This window comes from Streptomyces sp. NPDC099050 (assembly GCF_044759865.1).
Taxonomy (GTDB): Bacteria; Actinomycetota; Actinomycetes; order Streptomycetales; family Streptomycetaceae; genus Streptomyces.
On sequence record NZ_JBIWAE010000004.1, the window covers coordinates 314482 to 339095 of the forward strand.

Below are 24614 nucleotides of genomic sequence, written 5' to 3' on the forward strand. Positions count from 1 at the left end.
GCGCCCCGCGCCCGCACACTGACCCGATGACGCAGCGTGTGGACCTTGCGGGCGTGATGGACCGACTGGCGATCGACGAGCTGGTCACGGGGTACGCCATCGCCGTGGACGACGGCGACTGGGACGCGTACCGAGCCCTGTTCGCCCCGGGCGGGCGGGCCGACTACACCTCGGCCGGCGGGATCGAGGGACCGGCCGGGGAGGTCGCGGACTGGCTCGCGGAGACGATGAAGCTGTTCCCGGTGCGCCAGCACCTCATCGTGAACCGGCTGATCCGGATCCCGGACCTGGGCGGCTCCCCCGGTGACACGGCGGAGGTCCGGGCCGACTTCCTCAATCCCATGCGGCTGGCCGGAGAAGAGCCCGACGACGGTGCGGCCCCCGTGACCGCGCCGAACTTCGTCGCCGCGGGCCGCTACACCTTCGCCGTCGCCCGTACCGCCCGGTCCGGCTGGCGGCTCTCGCGGGTCACCGTCCACGAGAAGTGGCGGCACATGTCGTTCTGACGCTCGACCGGCAGGTCTGTTCCACACTGGGAGCGGAGGCCCCTCATGGCGGCGACCGTCTCGAAGCGGGTCCCGTGGTGGCGTGCGCCGGCGGCCGTCACCTCGGGGTCCCTGCCGTGCCTCGCCTTCCCCGCCCCCGCGCTGTGGTGGTTCGCCTACGTCGCCCTCGTGCCCTGGATCCTGCTGCTGAGGTCGGCCCCCACCGGCCGGCGCGCCGCCCTGGAGGGCTGGCTCGGCGGCGCCGGCTTCATCTTCGCCGTCCACCACTGGCTGCTGCCCAGCATGCACGTGTTCCTCTTCGCCGTGGCGGCGCTCGTGGGCCTGCTCTGGATACCGTGGGCTCTGCTGGTACGGCAGTTGCTCGGCGGCTCACCCGGCGCGGGCCGTGCGGGCGCCGCGCTGGTCCTCGTACCGGCGGGCTGGCTGCTGTCGGAGCTGGCCCGGTCCTGGCAGGGGCTGGGCGGGCCGTGGGGGCTGCTCGGTGCCAGTCAGTGGCAGGTGGCACCCGCACTGCGGCTCGCTTCGGTGGGCGGGGTCTGGCTGGTCGGCCTGCTGGTCGTGGCGGTGAACTGCGCGGTGGTGCTGCTGCTGACGGTGCCGGGGGCGCGGGTTCCGGCGCTGGCCGGGGTGACGGGCTGCGCGGTGCTGACGGGGGTGGTGTGGCTGTGGGCGCCCCGCCCGGAGGTATCCGGCGTGCTGCGCGTGGCCGTCGTACAGCCGGGTCCGGTGGAGGACGGCCCGGACAGCGCGGAACGGCGGTTCGCCGTCGGGGAGCAGCTGACCGGGACCCTGGCCGGGCAGCGCCCGACGGCGACCTCTGCCGGGCTCCGACCGGACCTAGTGGTGTGGGGGGAGAGCAGTGTCGGCGAGGACCTCACGGCCCGCCCGGACCTGGCCCGGCGGCTCGCCGCCCTGTCGGCGCGGGTGGGGGCTCCGCTGCTGGTCAACGTGGACGCGCGGGTCGCCGACCGGCCGGGGATCCGCAAATCGGCGGTCCTCGTCGGCCCCGGGGGCCCGACCGGTGACCGGTACGACAAGATGCGTCTGGTCCCCTTCGGGGAGTACGTTCCGGCCCGCGAACTGCTGGGCTGGGCCACCTCCGTCGGCAAGGCGGCGGAGGAGAACCGCGTCCCGGGCAGCGCGCCGGTCCTGATGGACCTGCCCGGCCGGGCCGACGTGCGGGTCGGCCCACTGGTCTGCTTCGAGTCGGCGTTCCCGGACATGAGCCGCCACCTCGCCCGCGAGGGCGCCGCCCTGCTGGTCGACCAGTCGGCCACGTCCAGCTTCCAGGACAGCTGGGCACCGGCCCAGCACGCCTCGCTGTCCGCTCTGCGCGCCGCCGAGACCGGCCGCCCCATGGTCCACTCCACCCTCACCGGCATCAGCGAGGTGCGCGGCCCGTCCGGCGAGCGGATCGGGCCGGCGCTGTCCACCTCGGCGAGCACGGCGCGGCTGTACGAGGTGCCGCTGGCGCGGGGCACGACCCTGTACGTCCGCTTCGGGGACTGGCCCGTGGGCGCCTCGCTGACCGCTCTGGCCCTCTACTGCGCGGCTGCGGGTGCCCGCTCCGTGCGGCCCGGCAAACCCGCCGTGACGCCCCTCGGGACACCCCGGACGCCGACCGCGTAGCCGCCTGCGGCGCGGCCGCTCAGGACGCCTGCTCCAGCGCCGAGCGCACCACCCGCTCGCACAGCTCGTGGGTCAGCAGCGCGTCGCGGGCGCTGAGGGTCGTACCCGTGGCGACGGCCTCCAGGAAGGAGTCGACGACCTGCTCGATGCCGCGCTGGCGGGCCACCGGCACCCAGTCCCCGCGCCGCCGGACCGTGGGCTGGCCCTTGTGGTCGATGACCTCCGCGAGGTTGACGACCTGGCGCTTGGTGTCCTGCCCGGAGACCTCCAGCACCTCCTCCGTGGAACCGGAGAGGCGGTTCATGATGCCGAGCGCGGTGAAGCCCGTACCGGACAGCTGGAGCACGACCTGGCTCATCAGGCCGTCGCGCACCACGGCCCGCACGTCGATCTGGTCGGCCTCGCCGGGCAGCAGGAAGCGCAGCGTGTCGACGACGTGGATGAAGTCGTCCAGGACGAAGGTCCGTACGTCCTCGGGCAGGCCGATCCGGTTCTTCTGCATGACGATCAGGTCGCGCGCGTGATCGGCGCACTGCGCGTAGCCGGGCGCGTGGCGGCGGTTGAAGCCGACGGCGAGCGAGACCCCGCGCTCCTCGGCCAGTTCGACCAGCCGGCGCGATTCGGCGAGCTCGTAGGCGATCGGCTTGTCGACGTACGTCGGCACGCCCGCTTCCAGCAGCCGTTCCACGATCTCGGGGTGAACGGCGGTCGGGGCGTGCACGAAGGCCGCGTCGAGCTTCTGCGCGAGCAGCGAGTCGAGGTCGGTGTGCAGGCGTTCGGCCGGAACGCGGTGCTGGGCGGCGACGCGTTCCAGGGTGGCCGGGGTCCGGGTCTGCAGGTGCAGTTCGAGCCCCGGGCGGGTGGTCAGGACGGGCAGGTACGCCTTCTGCGCGATGTCGCCGAGTCCGATACAGCCGACCTTCACCGGGACCTCCAGGTTCGTTCCTTGTGGGAGTACGCAGCCTAATCGCTGGTGACCACGGGCGTGTTCGACCAGGATGGGCCCCATGACTATCAGTGACGGATCCCACCGTTCCGAACCCTCCACCACGGCCGACGAGCGCGAGATGCTCGACGGCTGGCTGGACTACCACCGCTCCACCCTGGCCTGGAAGTGCGAGGGCCTGTCCGACGAGCAGTTGCGCACCACCCCGCTGCTGCCGTCCGCACTGAGTCTGCTGGGGCTGGTGCGCCACATGGCGGAGGTGGAACGGTACTGGTTCCGGGAGATCATGCTGGACGAGGACCTGCCCGAGCTGTACAGCACGCACGAGGACCCGGACGGGGACTTCCACTTCACCGACGAGGACACCTGGGCCGCGGCCGAGAAGGTGTGGCAGACCGAGATCGAACTGGCCCGGCAGGCCGCGGCCGGCCGCTCCCTGGAGCTGGCCTCCAAGCCCGAGAGCCACCGCCGGGGCGAGGTGTTCAGCCTGCGCTGGGTCTACACCCACATGATCGAGGAGTACGCGCGCCACAACGGCCACGCCGACCTGCTGCGCGAGCACCTCGACGGCGCCACGGGCGAGTAGCCGTCACCCGTGCGGGGTGAATTCGGGCTCCGGGTTTTCCGGACGGGGGCCTCGCACAGCAGAGTTGGGTGAGTGCATCCAACCCGAACCACGACAAAGTTGCTGCTCGGCGTCGCCTGTGCGGTCTCGGCCGTCTCCGGCTGCGTGAACGTGACCCCGGCCCCGGGGCCGGGGCCGGCGACCGCCCCCGGCCCCGGCGCCCCGGGGGCTCAGCCCCGGCACGAGCCCCTCGGCGGGCAGCAGGCCGCGCCGGTGACCGTCCGGGCACCCGCCCTGGAGGCGCTGGAGGCCGTGGAGGCCGTCCCGGGACGACCGGCCGGGCCGGCCCCTTCCACGTCCGGCCGGGCCGCCGTCCCCCGGGCGGCGGTGCCGGCCGCGGAGGCCGCCGGGACCGGCCGGCGGGCAGGCCCCGGAGCCCCGGCGGCCGCCGCTCCGGTCCCGGACATCCCGGAGCCCCGGCGGCCCGGCGGGCAGCGGGAGCACGCCGACGGGCGCTCTGGCGGGCAGCACCCCGGACAGCGCCCCGGGCGGGCGCGCGGCGAGGGCGGCGAGGTGCCGCGCGAGCTGGTGCGGGAGCTGCCGGTGCGGCCGGCCGACGTGTGCGCGCTGGGCCGCCGGCAGGGGCGCTGGCATCCGGACAGCCCGGAGGCCCGTATCTGCGCGGGCGTCCAGGGCGGCTGACCGCCCGGCCCGGCAGGCCCGCGCTTGGCAGGCCCCGGCCCGGCAGGCCCGCGCCCGGCTACTGGTTCTGCTCCGGGAAGGGCCGGCGCCGCTCCGCCGGCTGCGCCGGTTCCGCCGCGAGCCGGCGCTCCAGCCGGGCGATGGCGGCCCGTACGCCGTTCCCGTACCCGTCGTCGGCCAGGGCGCCGGTGGCGGCGCGGGCCCGCGCCAGGTGGATCCGGGCCGCCTCGGGACGCCGTAGCTTCACGTAGTCGGCGGCCAGGCTCAGGTGCAGCGAGGGGTAGAAGACCCGTACGGCCGCCGGTGGACCGGGGCCGTCGGCGTCGGCGTGCGCGGCGGTCAGGGCGCGCAGGTCCCAGGCCAGCTCCTCGGCGGGGTCGTCCTGCGCGTCGGCCAGGTAGTGCGCGAGCGTGCAGCGGTGCAGGGAGTCGCCCTCCGTGCCGATCTCGGACCAGATCTCGCCGAGCCGGTTGCGGGCCTCCTCGCGGTCGCCGGCGTGCAGCAGGATGACCGCTTGGCCGATCCTGGTCATGACGGCGTCCTCGGACGCCTCCTGCTGCTCCGTCAACGCGGCCTCCGGCTCGTTCCCGTCAGACCTGCTCCGGTCCGATCATCAAGACGCTAGCCGGAGGCACCTGCAATGCCGCCTAGGCGCGGTCGGCCATCAGCCCAGGTCGGGGATCCGCCAGTCGATCGGCGCATGCCCCTGGGCGGCGACGGCCTCGTTGATCTGGGTGAAGGGGCGGGAGCCGAAGAACTTCTTGGCCGACAGCGGGGAGGGGTGGGCGCCCTTGACGACGATGTGCCGCTCCTCGTCGATCAGCGGGAGCTTCTTCTGCGCGTACGCCCCCCAGAGCACGAAGACGGCCGGGTCGGGACGCTCGGCCACCGCGCGGATCACCGCGTCGGTGAACTTCTCCCAGCCCTTGCCCTTGTGCGAGTTGGGCTCGGCCTCGCGGACGGTGAGCACCGCGTTGAGCAGCAGGACGCCCTGTTCGGCCCACGGCATCAGGTAGCCGTTGTCCGGAACGGGGGTGCCCAGCTCGGCCTGCATCTCCTTGTAGATGTTGCGCAGCGAGGGCGGGGTCTTCACGCCGGGCTGCACGGAGAAGCACAGCCCGTGGCCCTGGCCCGCGCCGTGGTACGGGTCCTGGCCGAGGACCAGCACCTTCACCTGGTCGAAGGCGGTGGCCTCCAGGGCCGCGAAGACCTGCTCGCGGGGCGGGTAGACCGGCCCGTTCGCCCGCTCCTTCTCGACGAACTCGGTGAGCTCTTTGAAGTAGGGCTGCTCCAGCTCTCCACCGAGGACGGGGAGCCAGGAATCGGGCAGCATCTGGGGCACGGCGACAACCTCCGGTACACGTTGTTCGAGACTTCACGTCTGCGCTTCTGTGCTTCTGCACGTCGGCGCTTCTGCACGTCTGCGCTTCTGCACGCCTGCGTGTGCGCACGCACGGGCGCTCGCGCAACTGCTTCGCGCGACTGCTCCAGAACTTACCGGTGGCCACTGACAACGCGGCGCCCGCCCGCCCCGCCCGGGTGGGCGGTGCGGACGGGCGGGGTCGCGTACGGGCCTGCTACCAGCTGGTCTTGCGGTACAGCTCCCACACCTGCATGACGGTCTGCGGGTCGAGCGCCCGCTCCGCGCCGGCGATGTCGTCGCGGGCGGCGACGTACAGCTTGCCCTGCCACAGGGGCAGCAGCCGGACGTCGCTGGCGAAGATCTGCTGGGCCTTCTCGAACTCGTGGACGCCGGCCGAGCGGTCGCTCTCGCGGCGGGACTTGGGCAGGACGACGTCCACGATCTCCTTGGACTCGTACGGGGTGCCGACCGCGTTCTCCTTGCCGACGAACGGCGCGATGAAGTTGTCGGGGTCCGGGAAGTCGGGGAACCAGCCGCGGCCGAAGACCGGGTACTCGCCCTTCTTGTAGCCCTCCTGGAAGGCCTTCCAGGGCTGCCCGCGCAGGGTGATCTTGAAGAGCCCGCTCTCGTCGAGCTGGCGCTTGAGCTCGGTGAACTCGTCCGCCGTGGAGGCGCCGTAGCGGTCGGTGGTGTACCAGAAGGTCAGCGGCACCGGCGTCGGGATCCCGGCGTCCTTGAGGGCCTTCTTGGCCTTGGCCACGTCCGGCTGGCCGTAGGAGTCGTAGAACGGCGTCCTGTGGCCGACGACGCCCTTGGGGACCATCGAGTAGAGCGGCTCGGCGGTGCCCTGGTAGACCTTCGAGACGAGCGCCCCGCGGTCGACGATCTGCGCGATGGCCCGGCGCACCTCGGTCTTCGCGGCCTGCGGGTCCGAGGGGTTGAAGACCAGGTAACGGATCTCCGAGCCGACGTTCTCCACGACCTGGACGCCCGCGTCGTGCGACGCGGGGGCCTGGAGGTCCTTGACCTCGTCGGCGGAGAGGCCGCGGTACGTCGCGTCGACCTCCTTGCCCTTGAGGGCCGCGATCATCTTCTTGGAGTCCGCGAAGTAGCGGATGGTGACCCCGCCGTTGCGGCGGTTGGCGAAGCCGTTGTAGCTCTCGTTGCGGTTCAGGACCGCCTCGTCGGCCTCCTTGTACGACTCCAGGGTGTACGGGCCGGAGCCCGTGACCTCGTCGCCCTCGCGCAGCTTGTCGGCCGGGTACTGCTTCGGCGAGACGAGCGACGCGGCCGGGGAGCCCAGCACGAAGGGGAAGGTGGCGTCCGGGGTGTTCAGGTGGAAGACCACCGTCTGCGCGTCCGGGGTCTCGATCTTGTCGAGGCTGCCGAAGAGGGCCTTGGGGCCGGACGGGGCGTCGATGGTCCTGATCCGGTCCAGCGAGTGCTTGACGGCCTTGGCGTCGAGCGGCTCGCCGTCGGAGAACTTCAGGCCCTTGCGCACCGTGCAGCGGTACGACTCGTTGCCGGCGTCGGTGAACTCGCAGCTCGAGGCGGCGTCCGGCTGGGGCTTGGTGGCACCCGTGGGGAACGCCAGCAGCGTCTGGTAGACGTTCCGGTAGAGCTCCCAGGAGCCGTCCCAGGCCGCGGCCGGATCGAGGGTCGTGGGGGCGCTCGTCGTTCCGACGACAATCCGTTGGTCGCCATTGCCGCCGTCGTCCGAGAACAGGCCGCATCCGGAGAGCAGGGATATGGACGCAAGGGCCGCAGTGATCTGCAGGCATCTGGTCCGGTTGAACACGTGCACGCTCCTCGATCAGCCAGGGGTGCGGCAGACCCTACCGCAGAGCATCACGAAACCAATGGGTAGGTTTCGTGCGGCACTTGACCGATTACGTGCCCATTCGGTACGCATTTGCCTCCCCTTCGGAGGCAAATGCGTCCGATTATCGGTCAATGCACCCCGGCATTGAGGAACATTCCCCCGTCAACGACGAGAGTTTGCCCTGTGATCCATTCCGCTTGTGCAGATGTGAGAAAGGCCGCGGCCCCTCCGATGTCCTCCGGGACCCCGAGCCGGCCCAGCGGGTAGGCCGCCGCCGCCTCCTGCTCCCGGCCCTCGTAGAGGGCCTGCGCGAACCTGGTCTTCACCACCGCCGGCGCGATGGCGTTGACCCGGACCCCCGGCGCCATCTCGTGGGCGAGCTGGAGCGTCAGGTTGACCATGGCCGCCTTGCTCATCCCGTACGCCCCGATGAAGGGCGAGGCCGAGACCCCGGCGATGGAGGCGATGTTGACGATCGCGCCGCCGTTCTCCTTCTGCCAGGCGTGCCAGGTCCGCTGGGCGAAGCCGAGCGCCGAGATCACGTTGGTCTCGAAGACCTTGCGGGCGACCCCGAGGTCCAGGTCCGCGATCGGCCCGAAGACCGGGTTGGTGCCCGCGTTGTTGATCAGGAAGTCGACGCGGCCGAAGGCCTCCATCGTGCGCTCCACGGCGACGGCCTGATGGGCCTCGTCGTGCGCCTTGCCCGCGACCGCGATCACCCGGTCCGCGCCGAGCCGCTCGACGGCCTCCTTGAGGGCCTCTTCGTTGCGGCCGGTGATGCAGAGCCGGTCGCCGCGCGCCACCAGGGCCTCCGCGATGCCGTAGCCGATCCCCCGGCTCGCCCCGGTGATCAGCGCGACCTTGCCGCTGTCCGTTCCGTCGTACGTCATGACGTGCACCTGCCTTCTCTCAGCTGAGGGGGCCGCCGGCCACGTACATGACCTGGCCGGAAACGAAACCGGCGGACTCGCCGGTGAAGAAGGCGATGGCGTTGGCCACGTCGTCCGGGCGCCCGACGCGCTGCACCGGGATCTGGGTGGCCGCCGCGGCCTGGAAGTCCTCGAAGTCCATGCCGACCCGGGCGGCCGTGTGCGCGGTCATCTCGGTGACGATGAACCCGGGGGCGACGGCGTTGGCGGTGATGCCGAACTTGCCGAACTCGATGGCCAGGGTCTTGGTGAAGCCCTGCAGGCCGGCCTTGGCCGCCGAGTAGTTGGCCTGGCCGCGGTTGCCGAGGGCGGAGCTGCTGGAGAGGCTCACGATCCGGCCGAACTTGGCTGCCACCATGTGCTTCTGACAGGCCTTCGACATCAGGAACGCACCGCGCAGGTGTACGTTCATGACGGTGTCCCAGTCGGTGTCGCTCATCTTGAACAGCAGGTTGTCCCGCAGCACACCCGCATTGTTGACCAGGATGGTCGGGGCGCCGAGCAGGCTCGCCACCCGCTCGACGGCAGCCTCCACCTGCGCGCTGTCGGACACGTCGCAGCCGATCGCGACGGCCGTGCCGCCGGCCGCCGTGATGGTCTCCACGGTGTCCTTGCAGGCCGCCTCGTCCAGGTCGAGTACGGCGACCGCCCGGCCTTCGGCGGCCAGGCGTACGGCGGTGGCCGCGCCGATGCCCCGGGCCGCCCCGGTCACGATCGCGACGCGCTGCTCGGTGGTGGACATGCTGGATCTCCTCGCACTGGGAAAGCGGCCCTCAGAGGTGAGCAACCGCTTAGTAGCTTCAGCTGAGGAGACGCTAGGAGCCCTGGCACCCGGTGTCAACGCCACCGCGTGCCAGGGCTCCCGAGCCCATGCCCGTCAGCGCCTCACCGGACCAGGAGGTCGAGCAGCCGCTCCACTTCCGCCGCGGGGTCGGCGGTCAGGCCCGTGTGCACCGGGCCCGGCTGCACCACCGTGCTGCGCGGGGCGATCAGCCACCGGAAGCGCCGCCCCGCGTCGTCACCCGCGGCCTGACCCGCGGACTCACCGCCAGCGCACACGCCCTCGACGCCGCGCAGGGCGGCCCGCACCCCGGCCACGTCGGCACCCGGATCCAGCGCGAGGAGCTTGGCCTCGTCGAGGTGGATGCGGGCACGGACGTAGGAATGCGCCCGGCAGTAGACGATCACGCCGGCGTTGAAACACTCGCCGCGCTCCATCCGGGGCACCACGCGCACCAGCGCGTACTCGAACACGTCCCGCTTGATCACTCGCTGTCGCTCTTCATCTTCCGGGGACGGGGGTCGAGGCGGTCGGCGAGCCAGCCGGGCGGACCCGTCCGGACCTTCGCCTCGGCCTCCGTCGTGATCCTCTCGTGGATCGTGGCCGCACGCGGCAGCAGGGCCTCCACATAGGCGCGGCGCAGCGCGTCGGTAGAGTCGAAGCCGGGCTCGTCGACCAGCCATTCGTCGGGCACGTCGGCGGCGACCTCGGTCAGCAGTTCCTCGGTGACCAGCGGAGCGAGCGCGGCCGCCGCCGCGGCGATGTCCGGGCCGACCGGGGCCAGCACGTGGTCGGAGGCGTTGTACGGCTTGGCGGCGGCGCTCCCGGCGGTGGGCCAGTTGTGGTGCCAGATCATGGTGGCGCCGTGGTCGATGAGCCAGAGGTCTCCGTGCCAGACCAGCATGTTCGGATTGCGCCACGACCGGTCGACGTTGTTGATCAGGGCGTCGAACCAGACCACGCGCCCCGCCTCCACGGGGTCCACCTGGTACGCGAGGGGGTCGAAGCCGATCGAGCCGGGGAGGTAGTCCATCCCCAGGTTCAGCCCGCCGCTCGCCTTCAGCAGCTCCTGGACCTCCTGGTCCGGTTCGCCGAGCCCGATGACCGGGTCGAGCTGCATCTGCACCAGCCGGGGGACGCGCAGCCCCAGCCGCTGGGCCAGCCGTCCGCAGATGACCTCGGCCACCAGGGTCTTGCGGCCCTGTCCGGCTCCGGTGAACTTCATGACGTATATGCCGAGGTCGTCGGCCTCGACGACACCGGGAAGCGAGCCGCCTTCGCGCAGGGGCGTGACATAGCGGGTCGCCGTGACTTCTGTCAACATCTTCCCAGGCTACACACCCGACGGGCCTGGGCATCCAAGGCGCCGTCGGGGAATAGCCGGCCCTTCACCGGCCCTCACCAGCCAACGCTGGGGAATATCCGACTCCACGTACCGAGATCACCTGGGGCGAGGACATCGGGAGGGCGGATCACCCGCCCCTAGGGGCGTAATCGGGTAAGGCGCAGCTCCTTCTACGGCCATATTCCCAGGCAACCTCGCGCATCTCCTTTCAATTCCAATGCCTACGTCAGATCGAGGCCGGCCGCTGTGCGGCCCGCAATCAACCCTGGGGAGAATCTGGGGAGATTCAGCCAAAGGGCCTCCGTGGCGTCACCTCAGGGCCTGATCGCGCGCTCGGCACCCTCTGCCTGGGCAGCCTGCGCGGCGGTCCCGTCTTTCCCGCCGCCCGAAGCCGGTGAAGACCAGGGATCCCATTCCGCTGGAGAGGAGGGCGGGCAGCATGACCGCGAAGAGTTGTAGCCCGCCCGCACCCGCCACACGTGACCGCCCGCCCCGGGGAGACGGGATGCGACCAGACCGATGACGACTCCGGACACCATCAGCAGGGGCAGCGGCCACCGCCACGGGGGCCCGTCCCGCCCCAAGGCCTCCGGCAGGTCCGTCCAGAGGATGTGCTCCAGTTCGTGCAGCCCGACGGGGAACCAGAACGCGATCAGCGACACCGGGACGCCGATGACGGCGGAAACGACGAGGACCTTGCGGTAGCCGGGCGAGCGCAGTATGTCCCGCAACCGGTCGGCCTCCTGCGGTTGCCGCCCGGATGGCCTTCCCCGCCGCCGGACCGGTCCGACAGTGCGCGAAGCCAGCCCTGGGTGCCATGCTGGAAGAAGGCCGGGGGCCGTCGGCTGGACTGTTCGGCTTGGCCCGGTCGGTGAGGAGAAGCGTCGTGTCCGGTCTTCTTCGAGGAATAGCACGCACCGCGGTGGTCGCCGGTACTGCGACGGCGGTTTCCAACCGGGTCTCGCGGCGCCAGGCGGGCCGGTGGGCCGAGCAGGACACTCAGGCCTACGAGCAGCACGCCGCAGCCGCGCCCGCCCCGCCCCCGCCTCCCCCGCAGCCGCCGGCCGACGACATGAGCAGTCGGATCGCTCAGCTCAAAGAGCTCGGAGCGTTGAAGGAGCAGGGGATCCTGACCGAGGCGGAGTTCGCGGAGCAGAAGAGCAGGCTCCTCAACTCCTGACTTCCCAGCGCCCCTCAGGGGTCATGGCTCCTCGTCCGGCGACGTGCGCGGTGTTCATCCCCCGCCGCGTTCATCCCGCGAGCTGGTAGAGGCTCCTGCCGACGAGCCACAGGCCGAGGATGAGGCAGGTGACCACGATCGCCGGGTCCTGGTGACGTTCGAGCCATTCGCGCAAGTTCGTCAGGGCGAGCTGGGCCCTTTCCGGCGCGAACACCATGTACAGCTCCATGGCCAGCAGGCTGGAGGTGGCCAGGAGGCAGAACGCCGCCAGAGCCAGATAGGACGCGCCGTGGGAGAGATTGGCTCGCACGACGGTGGCGGCAGCGGCACCGACCATCCCCCAGGGCTGCAGGAGCACGGCGAGCGCGGCCGCGGACCATCCGGTGGCGTCGTTCATGCGTGAGGACAGCGAAGTCCCGGAAGCCTCACGCTGCTCCTTTTCAGAGGGACCCGGGGCCGTCGCGGTACGGCGGCGCCGGCGACGCCTGTGCTCGCTGTAGACGATCAGGCCCACACCGATGACCAGCGTGGCGACGAGTGCCGCGATGGAGGGCGGAGAGCGGGGCGGGGGCGGCTCGCCGCCGGTCAGGAACAGAACGATCGCGATGACGGTCACCAGGCAGGACAGCCAGGCCAGGATGAAGGCCAGCCCCTTGCGCACCCCTCGGGGTACGGAGACGACCAGCACGAAGGCCATGATCGGCAACGGAAAGAGCGTGACGGCCAAGCCGATGAGGAGCAGGTCCAGCACCATGGCTACGCACCCCGCCCGTGCTCGTCCCCGACCGACAGGAAGGGCTGCGGTGTCACCCGTGTCGCTCTCACTGCGCGCGCCTTGAGGCCTGGTCGAGTTCGGTGTCGAGTGCGAGGGCGGCGGTGATGACGGCGAGGTACGTGAAGGCCTGCGGCAAGTTGCCGAGTTGCTCCCCCGTGGGGTGGGTCGTGATCTGTTCCATGATGGCGTCGCGTGCGGCGGTCCAGCGGTTCAGGTCCGCCGGGCGGGCGGTGGCCACGGCTTGGCGGACTCCACGGTCGAAGGCGACCCAGCACATGAGGCGGCTGTACGTGAAGTCCTTCCGGCCGCCCCGGGTCTCCCAGATGCCCTCGTCGGGACGGTCCCACGTGTCGCACAGCCAGTCGAGCACGCCCGCGGAGCGCATCCAGGCGGGCTCGCCGTTGGGGGCGCCGCCGTCCTGCAGGCGCCGCTGCAACCAGCGGCGGAAGCCGTCGACCTCATCGGTGAAACCGAGGTCGCGCATGGCGCGTACGGAGAGGGAGGCGTCGCCCACGCAGGTGTAGCGGTAGTCCCAGTTGCGCTCCCCGCCCTCCTGCTCGGGCAGGCACATGGTGGCAGCGGCGACGGGCCCGCCGGTGGGCGCGTAAGTGAGGAGCTTGAGGGTGATGGCCGCGCGGTTGACCATCTGCTGCCAGCGGCCGCGGTAACTGCATCGGCCGATCCAGTCGTGCCAGAAACGGTGCATGTCCATGAACTGCCGCACCGGATCAGCCGTGCTGAAGGGCGGCGGAGCCTGGCTCCCCGCATCGGCGATGGGCGGGTAAGGGTGCATCACCCCTCCACGGCTCGCAGGACGCCGCCGCACAAAGGCGGGCATCGGCAGTCGACGAGACGACAAGCTCGTCATGTCTCACGCCCGATCTACACCTTCCCGGCGGGTGCCCCGAGCGGCCAAGGTCCTCAGGAGGTGAGGACCTTGGCCTTGGCCTGCTCGTACTCGGCTGCCGTGATGTCTCCGCGGTTCTTGAGCTCGGCGAGCCGGGACAGCTCGTCGGCAGCGCTCCTGGCGCCGGCGCTCTCCTGTACGTAGGAGCGGAACGCCTTCTCGTGCTGCTGGGCCCTCTTCAGCTCGCGTTCGCCCATTCCCCGCCCCCTGGCGATCAGGTATACGAGTACGCCCAGGTAGGGCAGCAGGATGACGAAGATGGTCCATCCGGCCTTTCCCCAGCCGTTCATCTCGTCATCGCGGAAGATGTCGCCGATGACGCGGAAGAGCAGCATGAACCACAGCACCCAGAAGAAGCACAGCATCATGGTCCAGAACATGTTCAGCAGCGGGTAGTCCACTGCCAGATCGAGCATCGCGCCATTCATCGCGGTCTCCTGTCGGTTGAGGCGGGGCCTGGTCACCAGTGCGCCGATGGCACCTGGGACGGGTGAATCACGGGCCCGTGTGCATCAGTCGCCGCGTCATGCCGGTTCCGGCGTGAAGGGGTAGAGCTCGTCCGCCCCGGTCTGTACGACGCCGTAGCTGCTCTCCGGTACCTCGTTCCAGGCGCCGGGCAGGTCGCCGAGGGGTTCGGACACGATGAGGCGGGTCTCCTCCGAGATCTCCTGCAGGAAGGCGACATCGGGGTGCAGTCTGCGCAGTGCGTCCACCCGGCTGCTGTAGAACAGCGAACGGGAGGCGTGCCCGCTGGAGTAGCGGAAGGCCCACACGCGTTCGCCGTCGGTGATGGCGAGCGTCATCTGGAGGGGGAACTCCACGCCGTGGTCGCGGCCGGCGCGCTCCACCACTCCCGCCATCCGGGCCACGGCGGTCGGCGGGTCCTGGTCCAGGCCGAAGGTGAGCGCCAGGAAGAACATCACCTCGGAGTCCGTGGTCCCCTCGATGTCCGCGTACAGCGCGGGGTCGACGAGCAGCGTGAGATCGCGGCGCATGAGGTGGAAGCCGGTGATGGCTCCGTTGTGCATGAACATCCAACGGCCGTGCCGGAACGGGTGGCAGTTCGACTGCTGCACCGCGGTCCCGGTCGACGCCCGGATGTGGGCGAAGAACAGCGGTGAGCGGACGTGGTCCGCCATCTCCCGCAGGTTGCGGTTGTTCCAGGCGGGACCTACGTCCCGCAGGAGCGCCGGAGAGTCGTTGTCCTCCGAGTACCAGCCGACACCGAACCCGTCGCCGTTCGTCGTCTCGACGCCCAGCTTGGAATGCAGGCTCTGGTCGATCAGCGAATGGGCGGGCTTGTAAAGGATGGTGTCGAGCAACATGGGTGTCCCCGAGTAGGCGAGCCATCGACACATGTGCAATCACCTGTGTTCCCGCTGCTACCTGCTATCACGGGCGGAATTCCCGCTTGGGTCGCCGCCGCCGGGCGCTGTTGCTCCGGCCCTCTCAGTCTCGCGGGCCCCTCAGATGATCGCCACGCAGGCAACGACCGGTACCCGTTCAGGAAGGTGCGATCACCGGGTGCCCGGCTACCGTCCCTCCGGAGGTTCCGTCCGCGTGCTCACCCGGCCGCCGGCCGCCAGCAGTGCCAGTACGGCGAGGACGGCGAGCAGGATGAGGGCCAGGAGCAGGACCGTGAGCACCGTGGGGTGGTTCCACAGGGCGAACACGAGGGCGAGGACCAGCAGCGCTCCGGTGGTGAGCAGGCGCCGGTGGGCCTGTACCCACGTGCCGACGCGGCCGGTGTGCACTCCGTGGGCGGCGCCCCAGCCCGCTGCGGAGTCGGCCGCGCGCTCCGCCGTACCTCGCACACCGCGCGGCAGTCGGCCGGCCCCGGACAGGTAGGCGCCGAGCGCCACCACGACCCCGAGGACCAGCGCGGTACGGAGGCTGACCCTCAGGAACCGCACGAGGGTGTCGAAGATCGCCGCCGCGGCCGCGGGCGACTGGACCTGCTCCGGAAGGTGGTCGAGGTAGTAGCGGCGGGCGACGGCGAGGCCGATGGCGAGGATCAGGCAAGCGGCGGCCGCGCACAGCATGGTGGTCACCAGCGCTCGGCGTCGGCGACGTGCGAGCAGCACCCCGATGGTGCCGAGGACCACCGTGAGCACGGGAAGCCAGTTGCCGAGGACGTCGAGGAGGTGGACCGCGCCTCTGATCTTCGCCAGCTCGTCGGACTGGAAGAGCACCATCTGCTTGTCGACCTCGGGGATCTTCTCGGCAGGTGCCAGCCCCGCCTTCACGAGGTCCTGCTTGACGTTCTCCACCGCATCCCCGATGTCGAGCGTGACGGTGCCGCCCTCGACCTCCACCGCGCCACGGCCCTCACCGGTCAGCGCCCGCACCACGGAGGAGTGCGCAGCACGGTTGGCGGTGGTCCAGATCTTCTCGAAGCGGTCGCTCTCCACGAGGCGGGTCGCCACCTTGGAGACAGCCGCGTCGGCGGCGGAGTCCAGCTGCGGGCCCAGCGCCTTGACCGCCGTGCCCACCCGGTCCGGCAGCCCCTGGGCCTGGAGCCAGGCCGCCAGGTCGGACGTGACCTGGGCGCCGTCGACCCGGACGTCGGCCGCCTCGGTGATGCGGTGTACGGCGGCCGCTTCGATCGCCGGGTCGGAGGCGAGCGGGGAGACGGTGGACACGTACCGGCGGTGTCCAGCACGATGTCGTGCACCCAGACCGTGAGGAGCGAGACCGGTACGAAGATGCACGTGAGCGTGACCAGCACCGCCGAAACGGCACTCGTCACGATCCGCCGGCCACGCCGGCCACCCGTCCGAACCGGAGCGGGCGACACAACTGTCGGATCGGGCGGCACACTCATAACGCTCCCTGGGGACGGCTGAGGCGAAAGACCGCTTCCCGGCCATTGGACACGTGGCACCAGGGGTCCGCGCGTTCAGTTGCGCCCACCGCGGGAGGCACCAGGCTGACCCACCGGTGGTTCGTTAGGCTTGCAGGTAGACGTCCGTCTCCGTCGGAAGCCCAGCTGCTGGGGGGCACCGAGAAGCTTCGGCTCCGCACCACTCGTACGACTGGAGCGTCGCGTGTCATACGGCCTTCGGCCCGGCCTGGCGCGAACGACCGTTGTGGCCGGCTTCGCGATTGCCCTTGGCGCTGTGCCGTCCGGCCCCGCACACGCGTTCAACGGCGGCAACCACGAGACCATCACACGGGGAGCCCTGCCTTGGGAGCCGGCCACCCTGTTCGAGATGGCTGATGCGCACAACGGGGCAATCACTGCCAACGACCACGGCGGATACTTCCTCCTCGGCCCTCTGCACTGCGACAACGCCGACTACCTCGCACCCCGCTACGTCGAGGACTATCCCCGCAGCCGGGACGAGGCCACCACCGAGCTCCTCGCCTGCATCCGTACCTCCGTCGCCCGCTTCCGGAACGCGGTCCGGGCAGCCGACGGCCTGGTCGACGTGCACGGCAAGGTCCGGGCCGACCAGAACGACCTGTCCTCCCACTGCACCTGGAAGGAGACTCCCGACCGCGCCAAGTGCGACGTCCTCGAACAGCTTGGTCGCGGCTGGCACCAGCTCCAGGACTTCTACTCGCATTCGAACTGGTCCGACCAGGCCGCCCCCGGTCCTGTCGGCCTCGCCGACCCTCCCGGACTGGGACGTACCGATGTCGCCCCCTTCTTCGACATTCGCCGCTACAGCACCATGAAAGACGCCGACTGGACCCGGGACGCACGGGCACGGATACCCGTGGACCTCACGACCGGCTGCTACTCCGACTTCGATTCCACCGGCGTCAAGGCCGACGACTGTGCCGACCGAGTCACTCACAACCGCGCCCTGAACAAGGACACCGCCGCGTCCCACCGCTCGAAGACTGATGACAACTTCAACCACGCCACTTCCGGCGCCACCGCCGAGATCACCCGCCAGTGGAACGACTTCAAGGCTGAACTGCTAACGGCATATCCGGACCACCGGCGCGGCGAGCAGATGATCTGCGCCCTCGTTCACGACGATCCGCAGTCAAGTTGCCCTTGAACAGCCAAGGGCGCTCCTGGGACTCGGGGCTGGGTGGATCGGCAACGTGGGCACCGTGGCTTCGGAAGCTCAGGGCCTACACGAAGGGCTGCAGTCGTTCGTTCCTGCCTGGTGTCGAGGACTCGCCCGGAGCGGCGGCCCGTGTCATACCGGCCTAACATGAGCCGATAGGTACACAAGGCATGTCCGATGGCTTCGAAGGGCCTCTACGGGCCTTCGGTCGGCCCGGGAGGCGTGATGACCGTATCCCCCGACGCGGCACCGCAGCGCAGGCAGAGCGATCCCGAGGACGTTCTCAAGCAGCTCGGAGGCTCGTGGCACTGGGCGCTCGGCTTCGCCCTCGCGACCCTGATCCCGGGCATCCTGGTGCTCGTCTGGCCCGACGAGACGCTGCACATCCTGGCTGTGATCATCGGCCTCCAGCTCCTGGTGGCCGGCGGCTTCCGTTTCGTCACGGCCTTCTCGCACAGCGGTGACGGGGGCGGCAGCAGACTGGCGGGAATCCTCATCTCCATGCTGGCATTCCTGGCCGGAGTCCTGGTCCTGCGGCATCCGATGCAGACGATCGGCACGCTGTCCCTGATCGTCGGAGTGTTCTGGCTGCTGACCGGAGTGCTCACCGCCTACGTCGCGATCGCCGACCGCGCGCTCGTGCAACGCGGCCTGCTCTTCGCCCTGGGCGCCCTCGGCTCCGTCGCCGGAATCGTCGTGCTCTGCTTCCCGGTGGACTCCGCGGTCGCCCTGACGCGACTGCTGGGACTGTGGCTCGTCCTGCTCGGCGTATTCGAGGTGGTGATGGCCTTCGCACTGCGCTCCGCCACCCGACAGATCACGCCCACGCCTTCAGGGTGAGTCCCGAGCCTTGGCCCACCCGGAACGAACCATTTCGGCCACGTCCTGGACAACCTGCAACGGTTCGTCAAGTGGCTCCGGGACACGCTGACGCGACGAGCGACCGTTTGCCTCCCTCCTTTGCGCCGAAACGGATCTTCTCCTGGGTGATCACCACGGTTTGGGGTAGCCACATATCGTGATCACTTTTGGGGTCGAGGAGGAGTACCTGCTGATCCACCCGGAGACCTTCCTGCCCACTCCGCTTGTGCAGGAAGTGCGTGCCACAGCCAGCCTGGCGCCGATCGCGGACGAGCGAGAGGTCCAGGACGAGCTGCTGCAGGCGCAGATCGAGGTCGCCAGCCCGGTGTGCACAGCCCTGGAGGAGGTAGGGGGCCATCTCCTGCGTCTGCGTCATGCGGTCGCATCCGCCGCGCGGGCGAACGGCTGCCGCATCGCGATCTCCGCCACCGCGCCGGTCAGGGACGTGGCACCCGTGCCCGTGACCAGCACGGCGAGGTATCTGAAGATGGCAGGAGAGGCCCGCCTGCTGGTCGACGAGCAGCTGATCTGCGGGATGCACGTCCACGTGGGCGTCCCGGACAGGGAAACCGGAGTGGCTGTCCTGAACCGGCTGCGGATCTGGCTTCCGACGCTGCTGGCGATGTCGTCGAACGGGCCCCTGTGGGACGGGCGGGACACCGGGTTCGCCAGTTGGCGCACGATCATCTTCGGCCGCTGGCCGGTCAGCGGCCCACCGCCGTACTTCGCGGGGATCGCGGACTACGAGGCACGGGCCGACGGACTGCTGGAATCGGGGGTGATCCCGGATCGGGGGCAGTTGTACTGGCAGGCCCGGCTGTCGGAGCGGTACCCGACCGTCGAGGTGCGCTGCTGCGACGTGCAGCTCGAGGCAGACGACGCCGTCATGCTCGCCGGGGTCGTCCGTGCGCTCGCCGCCACCGCGATCGCCGAGGAAAAGGCGGGAGCCCCTCCCGCGCTGTGCCGGCCCGAGGTCCTGCAGGCCGCGACGTGGCATGCAGCCCGGCACGGGATGAGCAGCACGCTGGTAGACCCGGCCGGCCGGATGCGGAGCAGCGGGGACGTGCTGTGCATGCTGCTGCGGCACATCACGCCTGCTCTCGAAGAGAGCGGCGACTACCGCGAAGTGGGCGCGCTCGTTCACCGGCTCCTCCAGCAGGGCACTGCGGCGGACCGCCAGCGCCGGGCACTGGCCGAAGCCGGTCTGCCGGCGGTCGCGGCCCTGATCACCGCATGATCCGCCACCACGTGAGTTCACGGGTGCGGGACGGAGCCGAATGGCCGCTCGGCTGGATGTCGTCTCGCCGTTCGCCCGACGTGGCCGGCGGAGCACTTTCAGGCTGCTGTCGCGTCGCCGGTGTGGTCGCATCTCCTCATGAAAGATCCGTTCGCGTGCGACGACCCACCCGTCCTCTCGCCCTTCGCCCCGGCTGACCGTGTGGCGGCTCGCCGTACGGTGGCCGCGCATGCCCACAGCCCGGCGGAGTTGGAGATGCTGCTCGACATGCTCGGGCTGGTTCCCGATGAGAAGCCGGTACGGACGACGACGTCAGGACCTGAACGCCTGGGCGGGTGACGCCCCCTGCGCGCCCCGCCAAAGCGCTGCCCTCCGTATCGCGGACCGGGGCAGTACCTCTCAGGTGTGCAGGCGGCTGTTGATTCCGTCGTGGGCGTCCGCAGCTTCGTCGTTGAACCAGTAGTCGCCCGCGGCCAGGTAGCGGAAGGAGTGGACGCTCTTGCCGGGCAGGGCCACGGTGACGGCGCGCATGCCGTCGCGCCGCGGGGCCAGGGTGTGCGTACCGGGCCGCCAGTCGTTGAAGTCGCCGACGACGCTGACCGGGCCGGGCGGGGTGTCGGCGGGCAGGATGAAGGTGACTTCGGTGCGGTCCTTGCGCTGCTTGCGTTCGAGCACGGGGGAAGGGCTCCTGACGGCAGGACGGGCGACTGTGTGAGCCCATGTTCGGGCTGCCGCGGTGCTCCGCCGGCGGACGCGGCCGGGATGCCGCTGCGGCTTCACTCGCCCGGAGCTGCCCCAGAGAACGTCTCTGCGTGCGATCTGCTGCGGAGGTGGCCGGCGTGAGCCGAGGTGAGGCGCCACGTCGCACGAGCGAGCCCCGCCATCCGCGAGATCCCGATGGCGAGTGTGGGGGTGCGAAACGTGCTCGGCCGTGTGTATGTGGTGATGGGTTCCGCGTGGATCCGTACGGCTGAGCCATCTCACTTGAGGAGTCCCCATGAAGCGTCTTCCCGTGATCGGCGTGCTCTGCGCTACCGCGGTCTTCGGTCTCACCGGCTGCTCCGACGACAGCAGCTCGCCCTCGGAGGAGGCCACGAATGCCGCGAGTAAGCTGTGCACCGACCTGTCCGAGCTCAAGGCCGACAATGCCAAGCTCAGAGCGCTCAGCCCGTCGTCCGCGACCAAGGACCAGGTGAAGGAGGCCCACCAGGCCGTCCAGGACGACTGGAACAGTGTCAAGGAGAACGCGAGCCAGCTCAAGGAGGCCGAGCGCTCGGCCGTCCAGACAGCTGCCGAGGACCTGAAGAAGGCATACGACGCCCTCCCGGGGGAGACCACGGGCCAGGACGCGCTGGCCAAGCTGCAGCCCCAGATCCTCAAGCTGGACGAGGCCACCACCTCAGCAGCCACGGGCCTCAAGTGCTGACGACGGCTTCACAGCGGTCACCCCTGGGGCGACTACCCATATAGCTGTCTTGGGCCCCCGGCGCGTGACTCGGCGGGCCGGTCATCCGAGCGCGGACAGGTCGCCGGCGACCGCAAGGCCCAGGACGGTCAGCAAGCCCGTCGCCGTGCCGCCGCGTTTGTACGCCTCGGGGATCATCGAGGTGGCGAGCATCGCCAGCACCGATCCGGCAACCCTTCCGCGAAGCGCCCGTTGGCCTCGGGCAGCAGCCGCAGAATGCCGTACCCGACAGCGGTGCTCGCTGCGGCCACTGCGACCAGGGACCTCCACCACGTCCGGCTGGCGGGCGGTGTGTCCGGAGGCGATAGTGCCTGAGGTCGCGCCGAGGCTCTCGGGCATGTTGGAGATGAAGACAGCCACCAGGAAAGCGATGCTGGCGTGGCCGCATGGGGCCCTGGGCCCTGGAACCAAGCAGATGTGGGGCGATCGGACCGGCTGAGGCCGGAGGCTGGCTCACTGCGGCGGCTGACCTCCGGCGGCGGCCTCCTCCGCGTCGATGGAGGCCAGGATGGCCTGCACGGGGATGCGGCCACTCGCCACCATCTGTGCACCACTGCGGCGCAGGGCTCGGGCGAAGGGGGCTGCCCACCGGTTCTCGTACACCAGGATCGCGGCCGCGTTTCCGGGCTGGAGGGCGTTGCCGGCTTCGTCGAGGTCCTCCTGGTCGAGCAGTTCGGAGGACACGCCGTCGAAGACGGCCAGTCCCATCGAGTCGACGTCGTCGCCGAGCCCGGTGAGTTCCAGGGCCGTCACGCTACCGTCGGCGTCCTTCTGTACGAACCGAAGGTCGAGGATGCGGATGAGGCCCTTGTCCACCAGGTCGATCAGCAGGGGAAATGCCTCGCCCGTCATCCGGTTGCCGGGGAACTCGACGACCAGGTAGTCGACGGGGCCCATGTCTTCGATGTCGTCGCTCATGAGCACTCCTTGAGTGAGAGCGGCGGCCCGGCACTGTTCTGCGGCAACGGGTTTGCGACGCACACACGTCAGTGGGAGGACGCAGCTCTGTTCTCATTGCAGCATCCGCCGGACGGCCCCGCATCTTGCACCGAGCGCTGCTGGATTGGCCTGTGCGCTGGTAGAGACGTCTACCGACGAGCCATAGGCGGCGGGTGAAGCGATCGTCGGCCGGCAAGGCGCGCTGACTGGGCGGCCTGCTTCGCCACGGCGGTTCGCCGCCGCGGCGGCAGCACGAGGATGTCCGATCCCCCACATGGCCTCAGAATGGGCGTTATGCACCGTCTATGCCGGATGGGAAACAAGGATGACGGACCTCAAGTTTGAGCAGAAGCGCTTGCTGTCGCGTTTTGAGGCGGCTGACCAGCTCACGGCACTCGCAGCCGTGCTCAGGGAAGGCGGGCTTGCCGAACTGGAACTCGACTCCGGAACGCTGAGCCTGCGGATCCCCGACGACCTTCGCAGCGAGATTGAGGTCGAGGTCGGGAGCGGGCAGGTCGAGCTGGAAATCGAGTTCAAGTGGCCGACCACACCGAGCCCGACAGCGCCCTCGCAGGCGGTCACAGTCACAGAGGAGGCCACGAGGCGGAAGACTGTGCCCGCCGCCAAGCCCCGTCGAACCAGCACGGGCACCAGCAGGAGCAAAAACGCGAAGCGCGCCTCAAATACACCGTAAGTCGCGCCGTGAGTATCGGGCCGACCACCGCACCACGACGCGCCTACTCGACGCAGCCGAGCCGCCACCTTGAGGCGTGTACTCATGCCCTGCTTCGTCGGGGGCTGGTACTCGTCCTGCTGGTGCGGATTACCGTGACCGGCCGCGGCTGCGTGGACATGGAACAAGCCCTGGGGGTGCGCGTGAGCGGCGCTCAGGCAATAGACGGGCGGCTCACCGGCCAGATCTTCCTTCGTAGCGAAGCACCGATGCAGATTGCAGGGCCCGGTGACGTCAGGAGTTGAGAATTCCGCTCTTCTGCTCCGCGAACTCCGCGCCGGCCAGGATTCCCTGCTCCTTCGACGCCCCAAGCTCCTTGAGCTGGGCGATCCGATCGCTCATGTCGCCGGACGGCGGCTGGGTGGGGCCCGGGATCTGCCTCCGGCCCCTCCGGCGATCCACCGGATCCGTACGCGGTCAGGGCGCCGGGAGTTCTCGGGCCGGCAGCCGTTTCGCGCGGATGGCGTCGAGCAGGGCTTGATGGTCGCGTTCGTTCTGGTCGGCGTAGGCCTCGGCGAAGGAGGCCAGCGCCCGGTCGAAGGTCTCGCCGCGACCCAGGTAGGCGGCGATCGCGATCCGGTCGCCGGAGCGCGCGTGTGCCCGGGCGAGGGTGATCCCGCATACCTCGCCGAACGTCTTCAACTGCCCGGGCGACATCGTTTCCGGCATGGCGATCCCCTTCCAGTCGCGTAGCTGGCGGATGTAGAAGTCGCGCTGTTTGCCGTCGATCCCCTCCATCCTCTGCCAGCCGAGGAAGATGTCGCTGGCCGCCTGCATCAGCCGTTGTCCCGCCACCACACGCTCGCCCTGGTTGGGGTACCGGCTCGCGCCGACGTGGGCGGCGAGTACGGAGGTGTCGGCCTCCTTGGCCTGCAGGAAGAGCGGGTCCTGGCCGTCGCGGCCGAGCAGCAGCAGGATCCAGCAGCGGGTACCGACGCTGCCGACGCCGACCACTTTGCGGGCCATGTCCGTCAGCCGGTAGTCCTCCAGAAGTACCCGCCGGTCGCTTGTGATCGTCTGGCCGTAGCGATCGAGCAGCCGGCGGAACTGGTCCTCGAGCGCACTGCGCTCGACGTCCGGCAGGAGGTCGGCGATGGGCACCAGCAGCGGGGGGTCCGCCGCGATCCTCGGCCGTCCGCCGACCAGTTCCGTGAGTTTCCCGAAGACCTGCAAGGTGTCGCGCGTGCGGGCCTTCGCCAGGGAACCCGCCAGCTTCTTCCGCCCGCCCGCGTCGAGCTGACCGGCGGTCAGGGCCTCCAGGCGGTCCGCGTCGATCTTCGCGTACCAGACGTCGAGGTTGCCCATCCCGGCGAAACCGCGCATCGCCTCGCGGTACGAGCGCACGCCGGACCTCACGATGAGTGCGCGCTCGGCGTCGTCGAACCCGTTCGCCCGGCCGGCGATGACCAGGCTCGCCGACAGCCGCTTGACGTCCCATTCCCACGGACCGGGCAGCGTCTCGTCGAAGTCGTTGATGTCGAACATCAGCCGCCGTTCCGGAGAGGCCAGCAGCCGGAAGTTCAGCAGGTGCGCGTCGCCGCACAGCTGCGCCGTGATCCCCGCGTCGGGACTGCCTGCCAGGTCGGACGCCATGATCGCGGCAGCCCCTCGGTAGAACCGGAAGGGAGACTCCGACATCCTGCTGTAGCGGATCGGGACCAGCTCAGGGACCCGCGCCGCAGACTGCGCCTCCAAGGTCGCCAGCGGGTCAGGCCGGTCCGGAGACGGCCGGTACACGGCGTGCTGCGACCGGGGCGAGCGGCGCCGGGCCTCCTTGCCGTGGGCCGCGCGTTCCTCGGGGGTGCTCTCGACCACCGCGCGCATCGCGGTGGTCGAGGTGGTCGAGGTCGGCGATGTCGGCGATGTCGGTGACATGGACGCGCTCCTTCCTGGCCGTGCGGACT

General features: G+C 70.2%; 27 protein-coding genes and 1 pseudogene. 11 read left to right on the forward strand and 17 right to left on the reverse strand.

What is annotated here, in order from left to right:
• Positions 1-26: 26 nt before the first annotated feature.
• Both ACIQV3_RS09445 and lnt read left to right on the forward strand, forming a co-directional pair.
• Positions 27-506 carry a nuclear transport factor 2 family protein gene (locus ACIQV3_RS09445; RefSeq protein ID WP_403711361.1) on the forward strand — a complete coding sequence of 160 codons (480 nt, stop codon included), beginning with the start codon at positions 27-29 and terminating at the stop codon, positions 504-506.
• A 45-nt stretch (positions 507-551) separates the two neighbouring features.
• Positions 552-2231 (forward strand): annotated as a pseudogene (gene lnt / locus ACIQV3_RS09450) (apolipoprotein N-acyltransferase).
• Here the strand turns inward: lnt and ACIQV3_RS09455 are convergent.
• On the reverse strand, positions 2155-3060 hold the full coding sequence (locus ACIQV3_RS09455) for a Gfo/Idh/MocA family protein (RefSeq protein WP_403711363.1): 906 nt from the start codon (positions 3058-3060) through the stop codon (positions 2155-2157). The pseudogene lnt and the gene ACIQV3_RS09455 sit on opposite strands and share 77 nt — an antisense overlap.
• A gap of 82 nt (positions 3061-3142) precedes the next feature.
• Here ACIQV3_RS09455 and ACIQV3_RS09460 point away from each other — a divergent pair, with 82 nt between their 5' ends.
• The gene (locus ACIQV3_RS09460) at positions 3143-3667 is read left to right on the forward strand and encodes a DinB family protein (protein ID WP_403711365.1); all 525 of its coding nucleotides are present in this window, start codon (positions 3143-3145) and stop codon (positions 3665-3667) included.
• 72 nt (positions 3668-3739) lie between these two features.
• The gene (locus tag ACIQV3_RS09465; RefSeq protein ID WP_403711366.1) at positions 3740-4348 is read left to right on the forward strand and encodes a hypothetical protein; all 609 of its coding nucleotides are present in this window, start codon (positions 3740-3742) and stop codon (positions 4346-4348) included.
• Positions 4349-4406: 58 nt separating this feature from the next.
• On the opposite strand, the gene ACIQV3_RS09470 is transcribed toward ACIQV3_RS09465, so the two are convergent.
• The 8 genes from ACIQV3_RS09470 to ACIQV3_RS09505 form a co-directional block, all read right to left on the reverse strand.
• Complete coding sequence (locus tag ACIQV3_RS09470) at positions 4407-4916, reverse strand: hypothetical protein (protein WP_403711368.1); 510 nt, start codon at positions 4914-4916, stop codon at positions 4407-4409.
• A 96-nt stretch (positions 4917-5012) separates the two neighbouring features.
• Positions 5013-5681, reverse strand: a complete 669-nt coding sequence (locus tag ACIQV3_RS09475; protein ID WP_403711646.1) for a uracil-DNA glycosylase — start codon at positions 5679-5681, stop codon at positions 5013-5015.
• A 244-nt stretch (positions 5682-5925) separates the two neighbouring features.
• A complete protein-coding gene (locus ACIQV3_RS09480) occupies positions 5926-7509 on the reverse strand; it encodes an ABC transporter substrate-binding protein (protein ID WP_403711371.1) in 1584 nt (527 codons plus the stop codon).
• Between the two features lie 152 nt (positions 7510-7661).
• Positions 7662-8423 (reverse strand): SDR family oxidoreductase, encoded by a 762-nt coding sequence (locus ACIQV3_RS09485; protein ID WP_389437169.1) that lies wholly within the window; start codon positions 8421-8423, stop codon positions 7662-7664.
• Between the two features lie 19 nt (positions 8424-8442).
• The gene (gene fabG, locus ACIQV3_RS09490) at positions 8443-9204 is read right to left on the reverse strand and encodes a 3-oxoacyl-ACP reductase FabG (RefSeq protein ID WP_403711374.1); all 762 of its coding nucleotides are present in this window, start codon (positions 9202-9204) and stop codon (positions 8443-8445) included.
• Positions 9205-9347: 143 nt separating this feature from the next.
• Entirely contained in the window at positions 9348-9731 is a 384-nt protein-coding gene (locus tag ACIQV3_RS09495) for a DUF3037 domain-containing protein (protein WP_403711376.1), read from the reverse strand.
• A complete protein-coding gene (locus ACIQV3_RS09500; RefSeq protein ID WP_403711378.1) occupies positions 9728-10567 on the reverse strand; it encodes a HipA family kinase in 840 nt (279 codons plus the stop codon). The genes ACIQV3_RS09495 and ACIQV3_RS09500 overlap by 4 nt, the downstream gene beginning before the upstream one ends.
• A 335-nt stretch (positions 10568-10902) precedes the next feature.
• Complete coding sequence (locus tag ACIQV3_RS09505; protein ID WP_403711380.1) at positions 10903-11319, reverse strand: hypothetical protein; 417 nt, start codon at positions 11317-11319, stop codon at positions 10903-10905.
• Positions 11320-11474: 155 nt separating this feature from the next.
• Here ACIQV3_RS09505 and ACIQV3_RS09510 point away from each other — a divergent pair, with 155 nt between their 5' ends.
• Positions 11475-11768 carry an SHOCT domain-containing protein gene (locus ACIQV3_RS09510; protein WP_403711382.1) on the forward strand — a complete coding sequence of 98 codons (294 nt, stop codon included), beginning with the start codon at positions 11475-11477 and terminating at the stop codon, positions 11766-11768.
• Between the two features lie 70 nt (positions 11769-11838).
• Here ACIQV3_RS09510 and ACIQV3_RS09515 read toward each other — a convergent pair whose 3' ends face one another.
• From ACIQV3_RS09515 to ACIQV3_RS09535, 5 genes are all read right to left on the reverse strand, one after another.
• Positions 11839-12522 carry a GAP family protein gene (locus ACIQV3_RS09515; RefSeq protein ID WP_403711384.1) on the reverse strand — a complete coding sequence of 228 codons (684 nt, stop codon included), beginning with the start codon at positions 12520-12522 and terminating at the stop codon, positions 11839-11841.
• Positions 12523-12589: 67 nt separating this feature from the next.
• Positions 12590-13336 carry a glycoside hydrolase family 15 protein gene (locus ACIQV3_RS09520; protein WP_403711386.1) on the reverse strand — a complete coding sequence of 249 codons (747 nt, stop codon included), beginning with the start codon at positions 13334-13336 and terminating at the stop codon, positions 12590-12592.
• A gap of 128 nt (positions 13337-13464) precedes the next feature.
• On the reverse strand, positions 13465-13878 hold the full coding sequence (locus tag ACIQV3_RS09525; RefSeq protein ID WP_403711388.1) for an SHOCT domain-containing protein: 414 nt from the start codon (positions 13876-13878) through the stop codon (positions 13465-13467).
• Positions 13879-13974: 96 nt separating this feature from the next.
• Positions 13975-14808: a class II glutamine amidotransferase gene (locus ACIQV3_RS09530; protein WP_403711390.1), complete on the reverse strand. Its 834-nt coding sequence runs from the start codon at positions 14806-14808 to the stop codon at positions 13975-13977.
• Positions 14809-14982: 174 nt separating this feature from the next.
• Positions 14983-16092 (reverse strand): hypothetical protein, encoded by a 1110-nt coding sequence (locus tag ACIQV3_RS09535; protein WP_403711392.1) that lies wholly within the window; start codon positions 16090-16092, stop codon positions 14983-14985.
• A gap of 570 nt (positions 16093-16662) precedes the next feature.
• On the opposite strand from ACIQV3_RS09535, the gene ACIQV3_RS09540 reads away from it, so the two are divergent.
• The 4 genes from ACIQV3_RS09540 (at position 16663) to ACIQV3_RS09555 (ending at position 19912) form a co-directional block, all read left to right on the forward strand.
• Positions 16663-17463 carry a hypothetical protein gene (locus tag ACIQV3_RS09540; protein WP_403711394.1) on the forward strand — a complete coding sequence of 267 codons (801 nt, stop codon included), beginning with the start codon at positions 16663-16665 and terminating at the stop codon, positions 17461-17463.
• A gap of 237 nt (positions 17464-17700) precedes the next feature.
• A complete protein-coding gene (locus ACIQV3_RS09545) occupies positions 17701-18315 on the forward strand; it encodes an HdeD family acid-resistance protein (RefSeq protein WP_403711396.1) in 615 nt (204 codons plus the stop codon).
• A gap of 178 nt (positions 18316-18493) precedes the next feature.
• On the forward strand, positions 18494-19573 hold the full coding sequence (locus ACIQV3_RS09550) for a glutamate--cysteine ligase (protein WP_403711398.1): 1080 nt from the start codon (positions 18494-18496) through the stop codon (positions 19571-19573).
• Between the two features lie 138 nt (positions 19574-19711).
• Positions 19712-19912, forward strand: a complete 201-nt coding sequence (locus ACIQV3_RS09555; protein WP_403711400.1) for a hypothetical protein — start codon at positions 19712-19714, stop codon at positions 19910-19912.
• Between the two features lie 60 nt (positions 19913-19972).
• Here ACIQV3_RS09555 and ACIQV3_RS09560 read toward each other — a convergent pair whose 3' ends face one another.
• The gene (locus ACIQV3_RS09560) at positions 19973-20248 is read right to left on the reverse strand and encodes an isoamylase early set domain-containing protein (RefSeq protein WP_403711402.1); all 276 of its coding nucleotides are present in this window, start codon (positions 20246-20248) and stop codon (positions 19973-19975) included.
• Between the two features lie 322 nt (positions 20249-20570).
• Here ACIQV3_RS09560 and ACIQV3_RS09565 point away from each other — a divergent pair, with 322 nt between their 5' ends.
• Positions 20571-20999 carry a hypothetical protein gene (locus ACIQV3_RS09565; RefSeq protein ID WP_403711404.1) on the forward strand — a complete coding sequence of 143 codons (429 nt, stop codon included), beginning with the start codon at positions 20571-20573 and terminating at the stop codon, positions 20997-20999.
• A gap of 492 nt (positions 21000-21491) precedes the next feature.
• On the opposite strand, the gene ACIQV3_RS09570 is transcribed toward ACIQV3_RS09565, so the two are convergent.
• The gene (locus ACIQV3_RS09570) at positions 21492-21956 is read right to left on the reverse strand and encodes a DUF6325 family protein (RefSeq protein ID WP_403711406.1); all 465 of its coding nucleotides are present in this window, start codon (positions 21954-21956) and stop codon (positions 21492-21494) included.
• A 346-nt stretch (positions 21957-22302) separates the two neighbouring features.
• Here ACIQV3_RS09570 and ACIQV3_RS09575 point away from each other — a divergent pair, with 346 nt between their 5' ends.
• Positions 22303-22671, forward strand: coding sequence for an amphi-Trp domain-containing protein (locus ACIQV3_RS09575; protein ID WP_403711408.1), 369 nt, complete (start codon positions 22303-22305; stop codon positions 22669-22671).
• Between the two features lie 456 nt (positions 22672-23127).
• Here ACIQV3_RS09575 and ACIQV3_RS09580 read toward each other — a convergent pair whose 3' ends face one another.
• Positions 23128-24585, reverse strand: a complete 1458-nt coding sequence (locus ACIQV3_RS09580; protein ID WP_403711410.1) for a DUF2252 domain-containing protein — start codon at positions 24583-24585, stop codon at positions 23128-23130.
• Between the last annotated feature and the right edge of the window lie 29 nt (positions 24586-24614).

What these genes read in the sequence shown, in the direction of transcription:
- ACIQV3_RS09530 (WP_403711390.1), bottom strand. Translation starts at nt 14,808, where the DNA reads ATGTGTCGATGGCTCGCCTACTCGGGGACACCCATGTTGCTCGACACC.
- ACIQV3_RS09520 (WP_403711386.1), bottom strand. Translation starts at nt 13,336, where the DNA reads ATGCACCCTTACCCGCCCATCGCCGATGCGGGGAGCCAGGCTCCGCCG.
- ACIQV3_RS09565 (WP_403711404.1), top strand. Translation starts at nt 20,571, where the DNA reads ATGAAGCGTCTTCCCGTGATCGGCGTGCTCTGCGCTACCGCGGTCTTC.
- ACIQV3_RS09460 (WP_403711365.1), top strand. Translation starts at nt 3,143, where the DNA reads ATGACTATCAGTGACGGATCCCACCGTTCCGAACCCTCCACCACGGCC.
- ACIQV3_RS09545 (WP_403711396.1), top strand. Translation starts at nt 17,701, where the DNA reads ATGACCGTATCCCCCGACGCGGCACCGCAGCGCAGGCAGAGCGATCCC.
- fabG (WP_403711374.1), bottom strand. Translation starts at nt 9,204, where the DNA reads ATGTCCACCACCGAGCAGCGCGTCGCGATCGTGACCGGGGCGGCCCGG.
- ACIQV3_RS09445 (WP_403711361.1), top strand. Translation starts at nt 27, where the DNA reads ATGACGCAGCGTGTGGACCTTGCGGGCGTGATGGACCGACTGGCGATC.
- ACIQV3_RS09575 (WP_403711408.1), top strand. Translation starts at nt 22,303, where the DNA reads ATGACGGACCTCAAGTTTGAGCAGAAGCGCTTGCTGTCGCGTTTTGAG.
- ACIQV3_RS09515 (WP_403711384.1), bottom strand. Translation starts at nt 12,522, where the DNA reads ATGGTGCTGGACCTGCTCCTCATCGGCTTGGCCGTCACGCTCTTTCCG.
- ACIQV3_RS09555 (WP_403711400.1), top strand. Translation starts at nt 19,712, where the DNA reads ATGAAAGATCCGTTCGCGTGCGACGACCCACCCGTCCTCTCGCCCTTC.
- ACIQV3_RS09485 (WP_389437169.1), bottom strand. Translation starts at nt 8,423, where the DNA reads ATGACGTACGACGGAACGGACAGCGGCAAGGTCGCGCTGATCACCGGG.
- ACIQV3_RS09580 (WP_403711410.1), bottom strand. Translation starts at nt 24,585, where the DNA reads ATGTCACCGACATCGCCGACATCGCCGACCTCGACCACCTCGACCACC.
- ACIQV3_RS09525 (WP_403711388.1), bottom strand. Translation starts at nt 13,878, where the DNA reads ATGAATGGCGCGATGCTCGATCTGGCAGTGGACTACCCGCTGCTGAAC.
- ACIQV3_RS09475 (WP_403711646.1), bottom strand. Translation starts at nt 5,681, where the DNA reads ATGCTGCCCGATTCCTGGCTCCCCGTCCTCGGTGGAGAGCTGGAGCAG.
- ACIQV3_RS09570 (WP_403711406.1), bottom strand. Translation starts at nt 21,956, where the DNA reads ATGAGCGACGACATCGAAGACATGGGCCCCGTCGACTACCTGGTCGTC.
- ACIQV3_RS09540 (WP_403711394.1), top strand. Translation starts at nt 16,663, where the DNA reads ATGGCTGATGCGCACAACGGGGCAATCACTGCCAACGACCACGGCGGA.
- ACIQV3_RS09500 (WP_403711378.1), bottom strand. Translation starts at nt 10,567, where the DNA reads ATGTTGACAGAAGTCACGGCGACCCGCTATGTCACGCCCCTGCGCGAA.